General features: G+C 72.4%; 14 protein-coding genes. 7 read left to right on the forward strand and 7 right to left on the reverse strand.

The genetic code is table 11. The annotated features are described in order from the left end of the window. Nucleotides 1–124 precede the first annotated feature (124 nt). From AB0M46_RS48395 to AB0M46_RS48420, 6 genes are all read left to right on the forward strand, one after another. Nucleotides 125–697 carry a hypothetical protein gene (locus AB0M46_RS48395; protein WP_363347953.1) on the forward strand — a complete coding sequence of 191 codons (573 nt, stop codon included), beginning with the start codon at nt 125–127 and terminating at the stop codon, nt 695–697. Nucleotides 698–804: 107 nt separating this feature from the next. Further along, nucleotides 805–1455, forward strand: coding sequence for a hypothetical protein (locus AB0M46_RS48400; RefSeq protein WP_363347955.1), 651 nt, complete (start codon nt 805–807; stop codon nt 1453–1455). A 105-nt stretch (nt 1456–1560) separates the two neighbouring features. After that, nucleotides 1561–2157 carry a VUT family protein gene (locus AB0M46_RS48405; protein WP_363347957.1) on the forward strand — a complete coding sequence of 199 codons (597 nt, stop codon included), beginning with the start codon at nt 1561–1563 and terminating at the stop codon, nt 2155–2157. Then, a complete protein-coding gene (locus AB0M46_RS48410) occupies nt 2117–2749 on the forward strand; it encodes a hypothetical protein (protein ID WP_363347959.1) in 633 nt (210 codons plus the stop codon). The genes AB0M46_RS48405 and AB0M46_RS48410 overlap by 41 nt, the downstream gene beginning before the upstream one ends. Nucleotides 2750–2898: 149 nt before the next feature. Then, on the forward strand, nt 2899–3285 hold the full coding sequence (locus AB0M46_RS48415) for a DNA-binding protein (RefSeq protein ID WP_363347961.1): 387 nt from the start codon (nt 2899–2901) through the stop codon (nt 3283–3285). 8 nt (nt 3286–3293) lie between these two features. Continuing rightward, nucleotides 3294–4754, forward strand: a complete 1461-nt coding sequence (locus AB0M46_RS48420) for a tyrosine-type recombinase/integrase (protein WP_363347963.1) — start codon at nt 3294–3296, stop codon at nt 4752–4754. A gap of 226 nt (nt 4755–4980) precedes the next feature. On the opposite strand, the gene AB0M46_RS48425 is transcribed toward AB0M46_RS48420, so the two are convergent. The 4 genes from AB0M46_RS48425 to AB0M46_RS48440 form a co-directional block, all read right to left on the reverse strand. After that, on the reverse strand, nt 4981–7677 hold the full coding sequence (locus AB0M46_RS48425) for a Helicase associated domain protein (protein WP_363347965.1): 2697 nt from the start codon (nt 7675–7677) through the stop codon (nt 4981–4983). Then, on the reverse strand, nt 7674–10019 hold the full coding sequence (locus AB0M46_RS48430; protein ID WP_363347967.1) for a Helicase associated domain protein: 2346 nt from the start codon (nt 10017–10019) through the stop codon (nt 7674–7676). Before AB0M46_RS48430 ends, AB0M46_RS48425 begins: the two co-directional genes overlap by 4 nt. Next, on the reverse strand, nt 10016–10888 hold the full coding sequence (locus tag AB0M46_RS48435) for a hypothetical protein (protein WP_363347969.1): 873 nt from the start codon (nt 10886–10888) through the stop codon (nt 10016–10018). Before AB0M46_RS48435 ends, AB0M46_RS48430 begins: the two co-directional genes overlap by 4 nt. 332 nt (nt 10889–11220) lie before the next feature. Next, nucleotides 11221–11643 carry an Lsr2 family protein gene (locus AB0M46_RS48440; protein WP_363347971.1) on the reverse strand — a complete coding sequence of 141 codons (423 nt, stop codon included), beginning with the start codon at nt 11641–11643 and terminating at the stop codon, nt 11221–11223. A gap of 135 nt (nt 11644–11778) precedes the next feature. On the opposite strand from AB0M46_RS48440, the gene AB0M46_RS48445 reads away from it, so the two are divergent. Beyond that, nucleotides 11779–11904 carry a hypothetical protein gene (locus tag AB0M46_RS48445; RefSeq protein WP_363347973.1) on the forward strand — a complete coding sequence of 42 codons (126 nt, stop codon included), beginning with the start codon at nt 11779–11781 and terminating at the stop codon, nt 11902–11904. A gap of 127 nt (nt 11905–12031) precedes the next feature. Here the strand turns inward: AB0M46_RS48445 and AB0M46_RS48450 are convergent, their stop codons facing one another. The 3 genes from AB0M46_RS48450 to AB0M46_RS48460 all read right to left on the reverse strand — a co-directional run. Further along, complete coding sequence (locus tag AB0M46_RS48450; protein ID WP_363347975.1) at nt 12032–13063, reverse strand: hypothetical protein; 1032 nt, start codon at nt 13061–13063, stop codon at nt 12032–12034. Nucleotides 13064–13116: 53 nt separating this feature from the next. Then, on the reverse strand, nt 13117–14115 hold the full coding sequence (locus AB0M46_RS48455; RefSeq protein ID WP_363347977.1) for a hypothetical protein: 999 nt from the start codon (nt 14113–14115) through the stop codon (nt 13117–13119). A 124-nt stretch (nt 14116–14239) separates the two neighbouring features. Continuing rightward, nucleotides 14240–14458, reverse strand: a 219-nt coding sequence (locus tag AB0M46_RS48460) for a hypothetical protein (protein WP_363347979.1), incomplete at its 5' end; no start/stop codon positions are given.

The raw sequence follows: 14458 nt of genomic DNA on the forward strand, positions 1-14458 counted from the left end.
CTCCCGCGCGCCTCTCCCCTCCCACTCCCCCCCCCCCCTGTGCGCCCCCGTCTACTCCGGCGGGCGGGGGGGCCGGCCCCCGGGGGGCCCCCCCCCCCCCGCCCCGACCCCGAAGGAGCCGACCATGACCGGCAACACCCACCGCGCCCCGACCGAACCGGCTGTGCAGCGTCCGGCGCGGCCTGCGCACCGTCGCCCGCGACGGCGGCGACCCGGGCCGTTCCCGGTCACCATCGTGCAGGCCGCCGCAACGGCCGCACCGGTCGTGACCGCTGACCAGCACGGTCGGCGCAGCGCAGCGAACCAGACCGCCGACGAGTTCACCAGCGCCGCCCGACAGGGCCGTGCTCCCCGGGTCGGCGCCACCTACGACGTGATGTGGGAGATCGACATCCGGCAGGTGACCGACATCATCGCCGACGCACCCGGCCTCGCCGCCGACCCGGCACCGGGAGCGCTGCTGATCGGCCGGGACCTGCGCGGCCGACCCGTCGCCGTCCTGCTGCACGCCGACACCTGGAGCCTCGTCATCGCCCCCAGCCGCGCCGGCTACACCGCGAGCAGCTTCGTGTTCATCGACGGCCACCGCAGCGAGTTCGACCTCGACCACCTGGTCTGGTCCTTCGACCACGACACCAGCGTCCACGGCGTCGAGTGGACCGACATGCTCGCCGCCGTCCTCGCCGCCGCGACCTGAACCGCCGGCCCCCGAACACTCCCTTGCGCCGCCTCGCAGCAGCGGCACCGGCACCGGCACGCGCCAATGCGTGGTCCTAATTCCCTGTCACAGTTCTGGAGGCTGCCATGCCGAGCACCCGCGGCCCACTGCAACACCGCCCGTTCGCCGCACTCACCGCGCTCGCCGACCACCACGACCGGGCCGTCCCGGCGCTCACCGCCGAGGCCGTCCGCGCGGAACTGCGCGCCCTCGTCAGCCGCGGCGCGCTGACCCGCCGCGACGGCGACGACGTCCTGTCCCGCCTCGGCCTGCACACCCAGCCCTACCGGTGGGTCGTCGGCGTCGCCGTACCCGTCACCACCCGCGTCCGCGCCCCCAACGACCGCTACGCCCACCACGTCGGCACCGCCCACCTCATCGCCGCCCTCAGCCGCCTCCGCGCCGGCTACCTCACCGGCCCCGGCACCTCCGCCACCCCGGTCGAGCACCCCGCCGCCCAGAGCCTGCGCCGGCTGCGGACCACCCGCACCGACCCGCACCCCGGCTACCCCGTCGGCGGCATCTACCGCATCCACGCCGACGCGCTGCTCGCCATCACCGTCACCGGCGACGACCCCGACACCGTCTCCGCAGACGCCCGCACCCGCCTGACCGCCGACCTCAACCGCCGCACCGACATCACCTGCGACACCGGTCGGATGCGGCGGACCGGCCTGCGCCGGCTCACCGACCTCGACCACACCGACGTCATCGCAGATACCAACGGCACCGGCTGACGGACCGCGCCGCAGATCAGCAGACCCGCCGACCAGACATCCACACCAGCTCTCGCCAGTCCCGGCGAGGGCCGAACTGCCGTGCCCGAAAGGGGCCCACCCAGCATGCCAGCCAGCAACCACCAGCCACCCCACCCGCACCCCGCGCCCGCGCCCTCGGACCGTCCACGCCGATCGCCCATCACCGCGGCCGTGCTGCCGGTCCTCGTGTTCATCGCCGCCGTCGTGGCCGCCAACAGCCTCACCGCCCGATACGGACTCATCCCGGTCGGGTTCGGTCTCACCGCCGCCGCCGGGACCGCCGCCGCCGGCCTCACCCTCCTCGCCCGCGACTGGGTCCACCAGACCGCCGGACGGCCCACGGTCCTGGCCTGCATCGGCACCGGCGCCGTCTTCAGCGCCACACCCGCCGGGCCTCGCCTCGCCATCGCCTCCGCCGTCGCGTTCCTCGTCGCCGAACTCCTCGACCTCCTCGTCTACCAACGGCTCCGGGACCGCGGCATGCTCCGCGCCGCGCTCGCGTCCAACGCCGTCAGCATCCCCGTCGACTCCCTGCTGTTCCTCGCGCTGAGTGGATTCCCGGTCTGGGCCGCCCTACCCGGACAGCTGTGGGTCAAGGCCCTCACCACCATCGTCCCCGTCGCCGTGTTCGCCGCCGCCCGTGCGCTACTACGCCACCGCCTCCGGCCCGCTCGTTCGTGAGGCGATGCGCGCCGGACGGCTCGGGATGATCGCCACCCCCGCGGCCGGAAACCGGGTCGAGGACGGCGTCGCGTGGATCGCCGACAACAACTCCTACACCGGTCGCTACCCCGGCGACGACCGCTACCTCGCCTGGCTCGCCGCCCGCGCCGCCCATCGCGGACAGTGCGCGTTCGCGACCGCACCCGACGTCGTCGGTGACGCGGTAGCGACGTGGGCGCGGTCCCGGCCGGTCCTGCCCCGCATCCGCGCCCTCGGCTACCCCGCCGCGCTCGTCGCCCAGGACGGACTGGAACACCTCAACATCGACTGGACCCTCTTCGACGGACTGTTCCTGGGCGGATCCACCCCGTGGAAACTCGGACCGGCCGCCGCCCGGCTCGCCGCCCACGCCCACGGGCTCGGCCTCCATGTGCACGTCGGGCGCGTAAACAGCCTGCACAGACTGCGGTACGCCGCCAGCATCGGCGCGCACTCCGCAGACGGCACCTACCTCGCCTACGGCCCCGACCGCAATCTCCCCCGCCTGCTCGGCTGGCTCGAACACCTCCACGCCCTCCCCGCGCCCCGGTCACCGATCGGTGACCGGTGACGTCGGAACCCTCCGGCCCGGAGTGCGATGTGGCGGCCCCCACCCTGGGCGGCACCCGCATCTGCCCCGGCCGAGCCCCGACGGCCGGCAGCGGCGGCCTCCGGCCCAGCAATCCCATACAGCACCATCTCCGATTGGAGCACCACACCGTGACCACCACCCCGTACCCCGATACCACCCTGCCTGCCGCCGAAGCGGCCGGGCCGCACCAGCCGGCCGGTGACCGCATCGAGGTCTGGACCGAGGACAAGGTCCGCGCGCTCGGCGTCGTCACCGACCTGCCCACCGCCGCCCGGATCTTCGGTCTCGGCCGGGCCCTGGCCTACCAGCTCGCCGCCGAAGACACCTTTCCCGTGCCGCTCCTGCGGGTCGGCAACCGCTACCGCGTCCCCGTCGCGGCGATCCTCACCGCACTGCACATCCCCGCCGCAATCGTCCCGGAAGGCGACTTGACCACGTCCGGACAGTCGAGCGTCGATCACCACGACGCAATCAGAAGCTCCGGCCCCCAGCGTGACGGGGCCGCACCGACGTGAGGAGACGTGTGAACCCGGAAGGATCCGTCTACAAACGCTGCACCTGCAAAGACGCCAACAGCAAGACGCTGGGCAGCAAGTGCCCGAAGCTGCGCCGCTCCGGCGGCGGCTGGCACCCCACCCACGGCAGCTGGGCCATGCAGATCGAACTGCCGGTTCGGACGAAGACCGAACGGCGGCCGTTCCGGCGCAGCGGCTTCGACGGCCGCGACGCCGCCACCGAACTCCTCGACCACGTCCGCGCCCTGCTCAACCTCGCCGGCGACGACCCGCACCTCGCCATCCAGATCAGCGACCTGATCTGGGGCACCGGCCGCCGCGAGGCCCTCCCAGACGTCGCCACCGTCACCGCCCGCATCCGCGCCGGGGTGTCCGCATCAGTGCCGACCACCACCGCCGAATACCTGACCGACTGGATCGGCAACCGGCGCGGCCTGTCACCCAACACCATGCGCAGCTACAGCGACCACATCCGCCTCTACCTCATCCCGCACCTCGGCGACATCCCGATCCAGAACCTCAAGGACCGGCACATCACCGACATGTTCACCGACCTCGACGACCGCAACGCCGCGATCATCGCCGCGAAGACCAGCCCCGACCCGGCCGTGCGCGCCACCGTCAAAGGGGTCCGGCCGATCGGCCCGGCCAGCATGCAACGGCTCCTGGCAACCCTGCGTAAGGCCCTCAACGACTGCATGCGCAAAGCCAAACTTATCCCCACCAACCCGGCCCTCGGCATCGAACTGCCGTCCGGGAAGCCACCGACACCGAAGGTGTGGACCGCGAAAGCGGTCGCCCGCTGGCAGCAGACCGGGCAGCGGCCGAGCCCGGTCATGGTCTGGACCCCACCGCAGGCCGGGGCGTTCCTCGACCACGCCGAACGCCGCGACATCATGCTCTACCCGCTGTTCCTGCTCATCCTGCACCGCGGGCTGCGCCGCGGCGAAGCCGTCGGACTCCGCGACTTCGACGTCGACCTCGACGACGCCGTCCTCACCGTCGCCGAACAGATCACCGCCGTCGGCTACGTCCCAATCGTCAAAGACGTCAAGAGCGACGCCGGTGAACGGGTCATGCCCCTCGGCGCGTCAACGATCACCGTGCTGCGCGACTACGTCGCCCGCCGCGACCGCCTGCAACAGGCGTCCGGCGACGACTGGCCCGACACCGGCCTGTTCTTCGTCCGACCCGACGGCAAAGCCTGGCACCCCCAGACCGTCAGCCAACGCTTCGACGACCTCGTCGAAGCCAGCGGCCTACCACCCGTCCGGCTGCACGACCTGCGCCACTGCGCCGCCACCTACCTGCGCGCCGGCGGCGCCGACATCAAAGAAGTCCAGGAAACCCTCGGCCACGCCACCCAAGCCCTCACCTCCGACACCTACACCTCCGTCCTGCTGGAATTCCAGCGCGCCTACGCCGACACCGTCGGCGACCTCATCCCCCGCAACCCCCCGGCCGCCTGACCGCATGGCACGTCCCGCTCCGCCGCCTCGCGGCAGGATGCGACACCGATCCCGCACCGCCGCACCGCGACGAAACTGGCCCCTCCCCACGAATGGGAGGGGCCGCTTTCGTCATCGGTCCAGCCGCGGCACACGGGTTGCTGGAGCGATGTGACAAGGTCGGGGCGCCGCCGCCTGCATCGCGGCCTCGACGTCAGGGTCCGCGTGGGTGTGCCTGTTGCGGCAGCTACAGCCGCCCGGATGGGCGCGGATGCCGGCGTGGGTGCCGAGGCCGGCGGCGGGGTTGAGCCAGGGGCAGGACGTCGGCGACGGCCGGGTTGCCTGGGGTCTTGTCCGGCGTCACCGTCTCCCGGGTACGGGCTGGCCGGCCGGGCTGGTCGCGGCGGCCGGTGATCTGCCAGGACATGCCGAGTTCGTCGGCGGCGGCGATCTGCTGCGAGGTGAGCCGGCCCTCTTCGCGGTCTTTGCGCATCTTGAGCATGAACCGGGACAGCACGACGCCATCGTGGCGGGCGCCGGTGCCGACCCGCAGGTGGCCGTGGCCGGTGTGGAAGCGGCGCAGGGCATCGAACTGGTCCCACCACTGCTGTTCGCGGAGGTTCCAGACCATGCCCATCGCGTCGAGGGTTGCCCGGTTGGCCGTGGTGAGGCGCCCTTCGCGGGCGTCGACCCGCCGCATCGACAGCCAATGGGAAATGTCGATGCCGTCGATGGTGGCGCCGTTCGGGACGCGCAGGTGACCGTGCCGACGGTGGAACGCCTGCACGGCGGCGAACCCGTCGTCCCAGGTGGCTTTCGGCTTGCCGAGGGTGTCGAGGATGCCCAGTGCGGTGAGCGCGGCTGCCCGGTCCGGGGCGAGCCCGCCGCGCCGCAGGTCGCCGCGGCGCAACCGCAGCCACCCGTCCAGGTCGAACCCGTCGTGCTGGTATCCAGCCGGGACGCGGAGGTGGCCGTGGCGGGCGTGGAAGGCGGTCGCGGCGGCCAGGCCACGTCGCCAGACCGTGTCACGTGGGTCGAGGTCCAGGCCGAGGTCGGTGAGCATCGCGCGCTGTTCGGCCGACAGCTGGCCGGCTTTCACGGCGGCACGCTGGTGGCCGATCCAGCGGGCCAGCCACACGTCGTGTTCGCGGTGCCCGGTCGGGACACGGACGTGGCCGTGCTGGGCATGGAAGGCGTGCAGGGCGGTGTAGCCGACCAGCCAGTCCGAGGTGGTGCCCTGCAGCACCCGCACCGCGATGTGCTGCACCAGCGCCGCGGTGGCGTGGCTGTCCGGCAGCCGCAGCAGCACCCGCGACGGCAGCCCGGCCGGGCTCGTGCACGACCGGCGACGGCAAAGGTCCAGTTCACCGCCGAGCACCTCGTCGTGAGCGCGTAGCGCCCGCAGCACCTGACACAGCGTCTCCCACTCCCCGAGATCCGCCACGGCGTCGTCGCCGCTGTCGCCGGTGGTGTCGGGTAGCAGTATCGGCAGCAGGATCGTGGCGGTCCCGGACCCGCCGGGGCTGCGGCGCAGCGCACGGCCGACCGCCTGGATGACCTCCGTCGTGGCGCGTCGCCGCCCGGCGAACGCGACCGCGTCCACGGCGGGCACGTCCACGCCGGTGTTGAGGCACCGCACGTTCGACACCGCCGTCCACCCGTCGTGCGGCGGGTCGGCGAGGTGTCCGAGCTGGATGTCGCGTTGCGCGACGCTCTGCAGCCCGTCGACGTGCCCGGCCGTGAGCAGCCCCGGCGGCAACGCCCCGCGGGCGGATTCGACCGCGGCTGCGGCGGCGGGCAGGGTTCGGGCGAACTCGCGGCTGGCTGCGACACTCGTGGTGAATACGAGCATCCGGCGGAGCCCGAACTCGGCCGCCGCCCGGATCAGGGCCAGCTGCAGCACCACCGTCGCGGTCGCCGCCAGCGCGTCACCGCCGAGCACGTCCCGGCCCGTGCCTTGCAGCGCCTGGAGCACCTCACGGTTGGTGATCCCGACCGCGACGATGCGGTAGTCGTCGAGCCAGCCGTCGCGGATCGCTGCGGCGGTGCTGTACCGGAACAACACCGGCCCGAACACCGCCGCATCGTCCATCGACAACAGCCCGGCGTCGTCGATGCGGCCCCGGCGATCGGCCTGCAATACCCGCGGCGTCGCCGTCATGTACAGCCGCCGCCGGGCCGGGAACCGGGCATCGTCGTGCATCGCCGCGACAGCGGTGTCCGACCGGCCGGTCGTCTCGTGGGCCTCGTCCACCACCAGCAGGTCACACACCACACCGGTGGCGGCCAGCGCTGCCCCGACCAGGTACGCCGAGACGTGCGTGGTCAGGATCAACCGCCGGCCACCGGGCCGGCGCAGAAACCCGCCGATCGCGGCGACATCGGTGGTGACCGCGCAGTCCAGCTGCGCGGTGACCCGCACCGCCGCATCCCGGACCGTCGCGTCACAGCAAACCGCCAGCACCAGGTCAGCCACACCGTGACGCGCCCACACGGCCAAGGTCTGCGCGATCAGCCCCAGCGACGGGCACGCCACCACTACCAGCCCCGACCCGACCAGGTCTGTCGCCACCGCCGCCGCAACCAGCGTCTTGCCGGTGCCGCACGCCGCCAGGTACTGGCCCCGCCCGCCGTCGCGCAGACCCGCCACTGCCGCAGCAGCCCCGGCCTGCTGGTAGTCCCGCAACGGCGGCAACCCCAACTGTGGGACCGCGGCCCCCGGCATGGCCGATGCAGGCGTGGGCACGTCCAGCGCCGGCACCGACGACAGCCACGTTGATGAGGTCCGTGCCACCTTCGCCGGGTTCTCGACGATGCTGGGTTTCCGTGTCGCGGCGGGGTCGGTGAGCTGCGCGCCAACGCCGGTCGAGCGGTCGTGTTCAGCTGCGGGCTTCGCCCCGGCGACGCGACGCGGGCCGGGTGGCATCGTCGTCACGCCCGTCATGCCGGGTCCGTGGGCTGTTGCCCATCGACCGGGCGGTTGTGGGTGGTGCTCCAGCGCACGCCGATCGCTTCGGCGGCGGCCCGCTGCTCGTCGGTCAGCCTACCTTCCTGTTGATCTTTCAGAAGTTTGGCCAGTACCACGCTGAGGTTGACGCCGTCTTCGCGGTAAGTGCGTGGCGGCTGGGTGACGCCGGTGCGTTCGACGTAGCGGCGGTACACCTCGAAGCGTTGCCACCACTGCTGCTGATGCAGGGACCAGATCATGCCCATCGCGTCGAGGATGTCGATCGTGCTCTGGGCGAGCCGGCCCGCTTTGCGTTCGACCCGCCGACACCCGAGCCAGTGGTAGATGTCGATGCCGTTGATGGTGGTGCCGGTGGGCACGTTGAGGTGGCCGTGCTCGGCGTGGAACGCACGGACCGCGGCGAGGCCGTCGTCCCAGCGCGCGTTGGGCTCCCAGACGATGCCGAGCGTCTCCAGCTGGGCGACCCGGCCGGGGTCCAAGGTGCCGCGTTTACGGTGAGTCCGTTGGGCGGTGAGCCAGTAGGACAGGTTGATGTCGTCGGGCCGGTGATCGACCGGGACGACGAGATGCCCGTGCTCGGCGTGGAACGCCCTGGCGGCGGCGAACGCGCGCTGCCACGCCTTTTCGAGGACGTCGAACTCGAGCCCGAGGGCGCACAGGGCGGTGTACCGGTCGGGCAGCAGCCGGCCCTTGCTGTGCAGAGTGCGCTGGTGGGTGATCCACCGGTCGAGGTTGATGCCGTTGGCGCGGTGGCCGTCGGGGACTCTGGTGTGGCCGTGCCGCTGCTGAAAGGCCTGCAGCGCGGCGTAGCCGACGAGCCAGTCCGAGGTGCTGTGCTCCAGGACCCGCACCGTGATGTGGTTGAGGACCTCCTGCAGGCTGTAGCCGTCGGGCAGCCGCATGACGATCCGGGGTGGCAGGGTCGCGACGCCGCCGCCGGCAAGGGCGGCGCGCTGGGTGTCCAGGTCGGCGGCGAGGCCGTTGTCGTGGGCGCGCAGGGCCTGCAGGACCGTGCACAGGGTGGTCCACTCGTCGAGGTGGGTAGGGACGTGATCCGGGTCGTCGGGCAGCAGGACCGGCACGAGGATCGTGGCGATCCCGGAGCCGCTCGGGTTGCGGCGCAGCGCCCGGCCGACGGCCTGGATGATGTCGGCCTCGGAGTGTTTCGGATGGGTGAACGTCACGGCGTCCACGGCGGGCACGTCGACGCCCTCGGCCAGGCAGCGAACATTGGACAGCACCGTCCAACCCCCGTGTGGCGGGTCAGCCAACGCGGTCAACGCGGTCTGGCGCTGGACGGCGTTCTGGGTGCTGTCGACGTGGACGGCGGTGAGGTGTCCCTTCGGGCGTCGATGCTCGCCGACAGCGGCTACCGTCCCGGCCAGGGTGCGGGTGAATTCCGCGGAGTCCTCGATGCGGGGGCAGAACACCATGACCCGGCGCAGCCCGAACTCGAATGCCGCGGCGGCCAGCGCGGTCTGCACGACCGCGGTCCGCAGCGGCGCCTGCTGGGCGCCGATGATCGTGTCACCGGACACGTCGTGCAGCAGGGTCAGCACCTCGGCGCGGGTGACACCGACGACGACCACTCGGTAGTCGTCCAGCCAGCCCTCGTCGATGGCCCGCGCGAACGGGTAGTGGTAGAGACGTTCCCCGAAGATCGCGGCGTCGTCCATGGACACGACGTCGTCGCTGTTCTGGGTGGTGCGGGCGGTGCGGCGCGGTGCCAGCATCCGGGGCGTCGCGGTCAGATACAGCCGCCGCCGTGCCGGCAGTGAGCTGTCGTGGTGCACGAGCGCGCCGTGTTTCCCGGCCCGTCCCGCGGTGCGGTGCGCCTCGTCCACGACCAGCAGATCGGCCACGACACCGGCGGCGGCCAGCCCCTGACCGGCCGTCCCCGCCGACTGATGGGTGACCAGGATCAGCCGAAGCCCACCACCGGTACCCCGGCGCAGCCACCGGGCGATGACCGCCGCGTCAGTGGTGACCGGGCAGTCCAGTTCCGCCACGTGGACCGACGCGTCGGCGACGCTGTCATCGCCGCACACCGCCAGCACCGCACCGGCCACCCCGCCGGCTGTCCAGACCGCGAGGGTCTGCGCGACCAGCGCCAGCGACGGGCACGTAATCACCACCAGCCCGGCCGGCACCAGCCGGACGGCCGCGTGCGCCGCCACCAGCGTCTTACCCGAACCGCACGCCGCGATCAGCTGGCCCCGCCCCGCGCCGGTCAGACCGTCCACGATCGCCTCGACCGCGGCCAGTTGATAGCCACGCAGCGCCTGAAGCCCCCGGCCGGTCCCGGGATCCGTGGTCATGTGTACTCCCGCAAGGCCGAGCGGTCGATGCGGGCCAGGTCCAACGTGCAGACGATGGCGTCGTGATCGCTCGCGTCGCCGGTGCCGACCTGCCAATAGTCGGTGATCGCGGGTTGCAGCGCGGGGGTGACGTGGGCCTGGTCGCAGCGAATGCCGCCATGCCGGCCAGTGGGCCGCAGCAGTGCCGGGTTGCCGCGTTGCCGGGCGACGTGGGCGGCGACGTCGGTGAATGCGCCGTCGCGCAGGGTCTGGCCCACGAGGGTGTTGCCCTGCCAGGGTTCGCCGTCGTGGCCGCGGCGCCGGCAGCGGGCCATCCGGTTGTAGGGCTGGACGGTGTCCCAGTCCGGTTCGGGGCCCTCGATCGGGACGTGGTTGATGTCCCCGCCGAGCAGGCCGAGACCGCCGTGACGGTAGGCCCGTGACCCGACCATCGACGCCTCAGCCGCGGCCTGCTCGACCGAGTGCGGGGTCAGGTGGGCGCTGACCACGACCAACGGCACCGGCAGCGGGATGGCCAGGCCGAGGATCTCGTACCGCGGCGCGCAGTAGCCGTGCCACAGCCGCGTTGCATAGTGCGTGTCACAATCGACCAGCCGCAGCCGCCCCGGATCCCAGGCCACAGCGGTGGGCAGCCCCGACGACGGCGCCACCACCAACTCCAGGCCGAGGTCCGCGGCCGCCTGCCTGGCGTGCCCAGCGTCAGCCAGCCAGTCGCACTCCTGCAACAAGACCAACTGCGGGCGGACACCGCGGATGGCCGCGACCAGGCTGGGCCACCGCCCATCCTGCGCCGCGCGGTACTGAACATTCAGGCTGACGACCGTCAGCATCACCGACGCTGGCCGGTCACCGCGGGTGCGCACGCTCATCAGGAGCCCCGATCCTCAGTTGCCGGTGCAGCGGTCGGTGCTGGTGCACAGGCGGCGGGTGCTGCGAGTCGTGAACGAGGGCATCGTTTTCTCTCCTGGTAACGGGCGGTGCGTAGCGGCGTGGGCGCAGCAGCACAGCGCTGCGCAGCCGGGTGGCTGGGTTGCGGACGTAGCCGCGACCGAGAGGTTGGTCGGTGCTGGCGCGGCACTGGCTGCTGCGGCTGGGGCTTCGTTGTTGCCGCCGATCCGCGGTGTCGAGCCGTGGGAGTCACCTGCTCCGGCGGCGTGCCGAGTCGAGGACCGTGTGACCGGTGGCATCTGCGGGTCTGTGATCAGCTCTGTGGTGACGAGTTCTGACCTGCCCTGGCCAGGTGGTATTCCTCGACGATGGTCTTCTTGAGCCGGCCGCGGTCGCTCACCTGGTAACCGGCGCCGCGAGCCCATACCCGGATGGCGGTGTTGACCGCCTGCTGCTGGGCGGCCCTGTTCGGCCGACCGGCCGGGCTGCCGGCGGAACGGGTTGGCCGACTCGGGCTGCGCCGCCGGGCCGATCCCTGCTCGACACGGCGGGCTTGCCGCTGCTCGGCGAGGTTCGCGGCCTGCACGAACGGGGCGAGCGCCGTGCGGAACTCTGCGGCGTGTGCGGCGGACAGATCGATCGTGTAGGCCGCGCCGTCCAATTCGAACGGGACGGTCTCGGCTGCGGGGCTCCCGTCGAGGTCGTCGTCGAGTGTGTACGTGATGCGGGTCGCCATCGGTGTGTGCCGTTCGTGTCGGGGTCAGCGCTGATGTCGTACGGCCGGTCCAGGCCACCGCCAGGAGGTCTGGACCGGTGCGCAGGTCCGTCCCGCGTCGGGTCGCACGCGGATGCGGCCAGGAGGTGGTGGATCGTGCTGCGGCGTCGCCGCCGAGCAGCAGGTCTGGAGGAACTCGGCGGGCTGCGGCGGGTGGTCGGGATACTGGTTGGTCTGCTGGTGCAGACGTCGGCGGCCCGGGCGGTGGTGGCCGGGCCGTAGGTGACGACGACGCCGATGCAGTACCGGCGTGCGCGGGCGTCGAGGCCGGTGAGCCGGACGCTGGTGATGGCCGCCTGCACGGTCGCGGCGACGACCGCCGGGCCGTCGTCCTTGGCGAGGAACACGATCATGGGCGGGTCCCGCCGGTGGGGTCGGTCCAGGCGATGTCGATCGTCGTGCCGGTGTCCCGCACGATGCGCACGTCACCGGCCGGCTTGTAGGTCGGGGTCCACGGTGCCCGGCTCGCGGCCGGGCCGGCGGTCACCGCCGGTTCGCCGGCAGGCACGAGCCTGGCGATGGCGACCACCATGACCGCCGTCGCCGCGGCGGCAGCCGCACAGACGACAACCGTGACGAACGTCCAGTACGGCAACGACCGGCGGCGTCCGCCCCCGTGCCGGCGACGCTGCACGGGCCGGGACGGTGATGCCGCCGGCGCCGGTGCCCGCTCGTGGCGGCGGCGGTCGGTGTTGAGGTGATCGATGAGGGCCGCCAGCTGAGCGACCAGTGGGTGGTCCTCGCCCAGGTCGGTGACCGCGGCCGGCATCAGCTGCGCCGTGAGACGCCACGCCGCGTCATACCCGCCGAGGTCCATCCGCAACTGCGTCAGTTCGACGCCGACGCGGACCACGTCGACCTGGCCGGTGCCATACTCCTCGACCAGCTGGGTGTAGGCGAGGGTGAGGTCGGGTTCCGCCGTGCCGGGCCGACCGCGGGCGGCGGTGACCGCGGCTGCGCCGGCCATGGCCAGCAGCGCCGGCCAACGCGCTGGGTCCCGCAGCCGAGGCCGTTGCTGGACAACGTCGTGGTAGCAGGCCGCTGCCTCCTCCAGGCGGTGCTGCGCGGTCAGCAGCCGCGCCCGGGTGACAGCAAGCATCGCAGCCTGATACGGACCGAGACCGGCCCACGTACCGAGATCGGCGATCACCTCGCCGGCGGCCTCGACCTGACCGAGGGCCAGCATCGCCTCGGCGAGCATTCGAACCGCGTCGACGGCGTCGGTGGGGTCGACATCGACGCGGTGCTCGATCCTGGACCGGACCTCGACCAGGAGCTGATACGCGCCGGCGAAGTCGTAAGCCTGGAGCAGCATTCCCGCCTGATCGACCAGTTCCGTCGAGGTTTCCGGCGTGCGGTGCCGGCCACGGCTGCGCGTCACGTCGCCAACCCGGCCCAGGCGGCTGGCACGGATCTGCGTACGTCGCGGCTGCCTCACGACGGCCGGTCCTGTCCCTCAGCAGGGGCTGCGGGTCGCGGGTGGTCGGCGCGGCTGGAGGGATCGACGACGGCGACGTGACTGTCGGCTCCGGTACCCGGGGTGCGGTCGGTGTGGTGGTGGGCGTGCAGGAGACCGGCGACGCCGAGCGCACCCGTGGCCTTCGCGAAGATCCCGGCTGCGGTGAGCAGTCGCCGGGCATGCTCGGTCTGCGCCCCCTCGACCGTGACGGTGCGGTTGGTGCCGGTGCGGGGGCCGAGGCGTGGTTGCAGCGGTGACAGCGGCCACGACCTCCCACCGCCAGCACGTTCGTCGTCGCTGCTGGTGCGGGCGGCCGGGATCCTGTCCGCCGGTGCGGGGGTCGCGGCAGGGGCCCCTGGCTCGGTGTTGACTGCTATGAGGGTGCTGGGCCAGCCGAGCAGGCGCAGCGCCGCGTCGACGGCGACGCCGATCCCCTCGTCGTGCGGCACCCAGATCGTCCCCGGTGGTTCCGGCAGACCGTCCAGGATGCCGACCACCTTGACGGCGAGGGCGTAGTGGCCGTGGTTGCCGTACGGGCCGGGAAAGTTCCCGTCGGCGGCGCCGACCTCGACGGCCGCGCGTTTGCTGGCCTGCACCGCCTCGGCGTAGCCGCCGACCACGAACTCCTGGCCGAACCCGTACCGGCCCGGTGGCGAGACCGCTGCTGCTCCCGGGCCAGGCTCGATGGCGGGTGCGGCGGTGACAGGGACGAACCGCACGGTATCGATCAGGGCCCGGGAGGCGGCGACGACAACGGTGCTCGCATAGGCTGTGCACATCGTGCACGCACCGCAGACACCGACGAACAGGCGGGTGCGGTCCTGCGTGCATGCGGCGTCGACGACCTCGCCCGCCAGCTGGACCGCGAACCGTTCAGCGAACGGCGCCTCGCCTGGCAGCACCAGAACCCGGCTCCCGGCCGGCAGACCAGGCACCGCACGCAGCGGCGGACGCGACGGCGGGTCGGCAACCATGGCACCTCCGTGGGGTGATGTGACAACAGGCGACGAACGGATGCGGGCAGACCCGGCGAGCAGTGACCGGCTCGGTGACCGGGGTCAGCTGGGCGATCGGACCCCGGTCATCGCGGCACACCGGTCACGGCCTAGGTGAGGTCTCCGCCGGCGTGGCGTCGTGCTCGACGGCAGCGGTGTCCGGCACGGCCACGTCGACAGAGCCAGCGGTGTCGGCGGTGCCGGTGGTGCCGGTGGTGCGCGGCAGGGCTCTGACCCGGATCCGCGGATAGGAATATAACACCGTGTGGCATAGATGAACGGATGCCTTGCCAGCAGGGATGATTGGGCTTGTCGAAGGACC

Origin of the sequence: Dactylosporangium sp. NPDC051485, from assembly GCF_040682015.1 — a bacterium.
Taxonomy (GTDB): Bacteria; Actinomycetota; Actinomycetes; order Mycobacteriales; family Micromonosporaceae; genus Dactylosporangium.

What these genes read in the sequence shown, in the direction of transcription:
- AB0M46_RS48435 (WP_363347969.1), bottom strand. Translation starts at nt 10,888, where the DNA reads ATGAGCGTGCGCACCCGCGGTGACCGGCCAGCGTCGGTGATGCTGACG.
- AB0M46_RS48405 (WP_363347957.1), top strand. Translation starts at nt 1,561, where the DNA reads ATGCCAGCCAGCAACCACCAGCCACCCCACCCGCACCCCGCGCCCGCG.
- AB0M46_RS48395 (WP_363347953.1), top strand. Translation starts at nt 125, where the DNA reads ATGACCGGCAACACCCACCGCGCCCCGACCGAACCGGCTGTGCAGCGT.
- AB0M46_RS48430 (WP_363347967.1), bottom strand. Translation starts at nt 10,019, where the DNA reads ATGACCACGGATCCCGGGACCGGCCGGGGGCTTCAGGCGCTGCGTGGC.
- AB0M46_RS48455 (WP_363347977.1), bottom strand. Translation starts at nt 14,115, where the DNA reads ATGGTTGCCGACCCGCCGTCGCGTCCGCCGCTGCGTGCGGTGCCTGGT.
- AB0M46_RS48440 (WP_363347971.1), bottom strand. Translation starts at nt 11,643, where the DNA reads ATGGCGACCCGCATCACGTACACACTCGACGACGACCTCGACGGGAGC.
- AB0M46_RS48425 (WP_363347965.1), bottom strand. Translation starts at nt 7,677, where the DNA reads ATGACGGGCGTGACGACGATGCCACCCGGCCCGCGTCGCGTCGCCGGG.
- AB0M46_RS48400 (WP_363347955.1), top strand. Translation starts at nt 805, where the DNA reads ATGCCGAGCACCCGCGGCCCACTGCAACACCGCCCGTTCGCCGCACTC.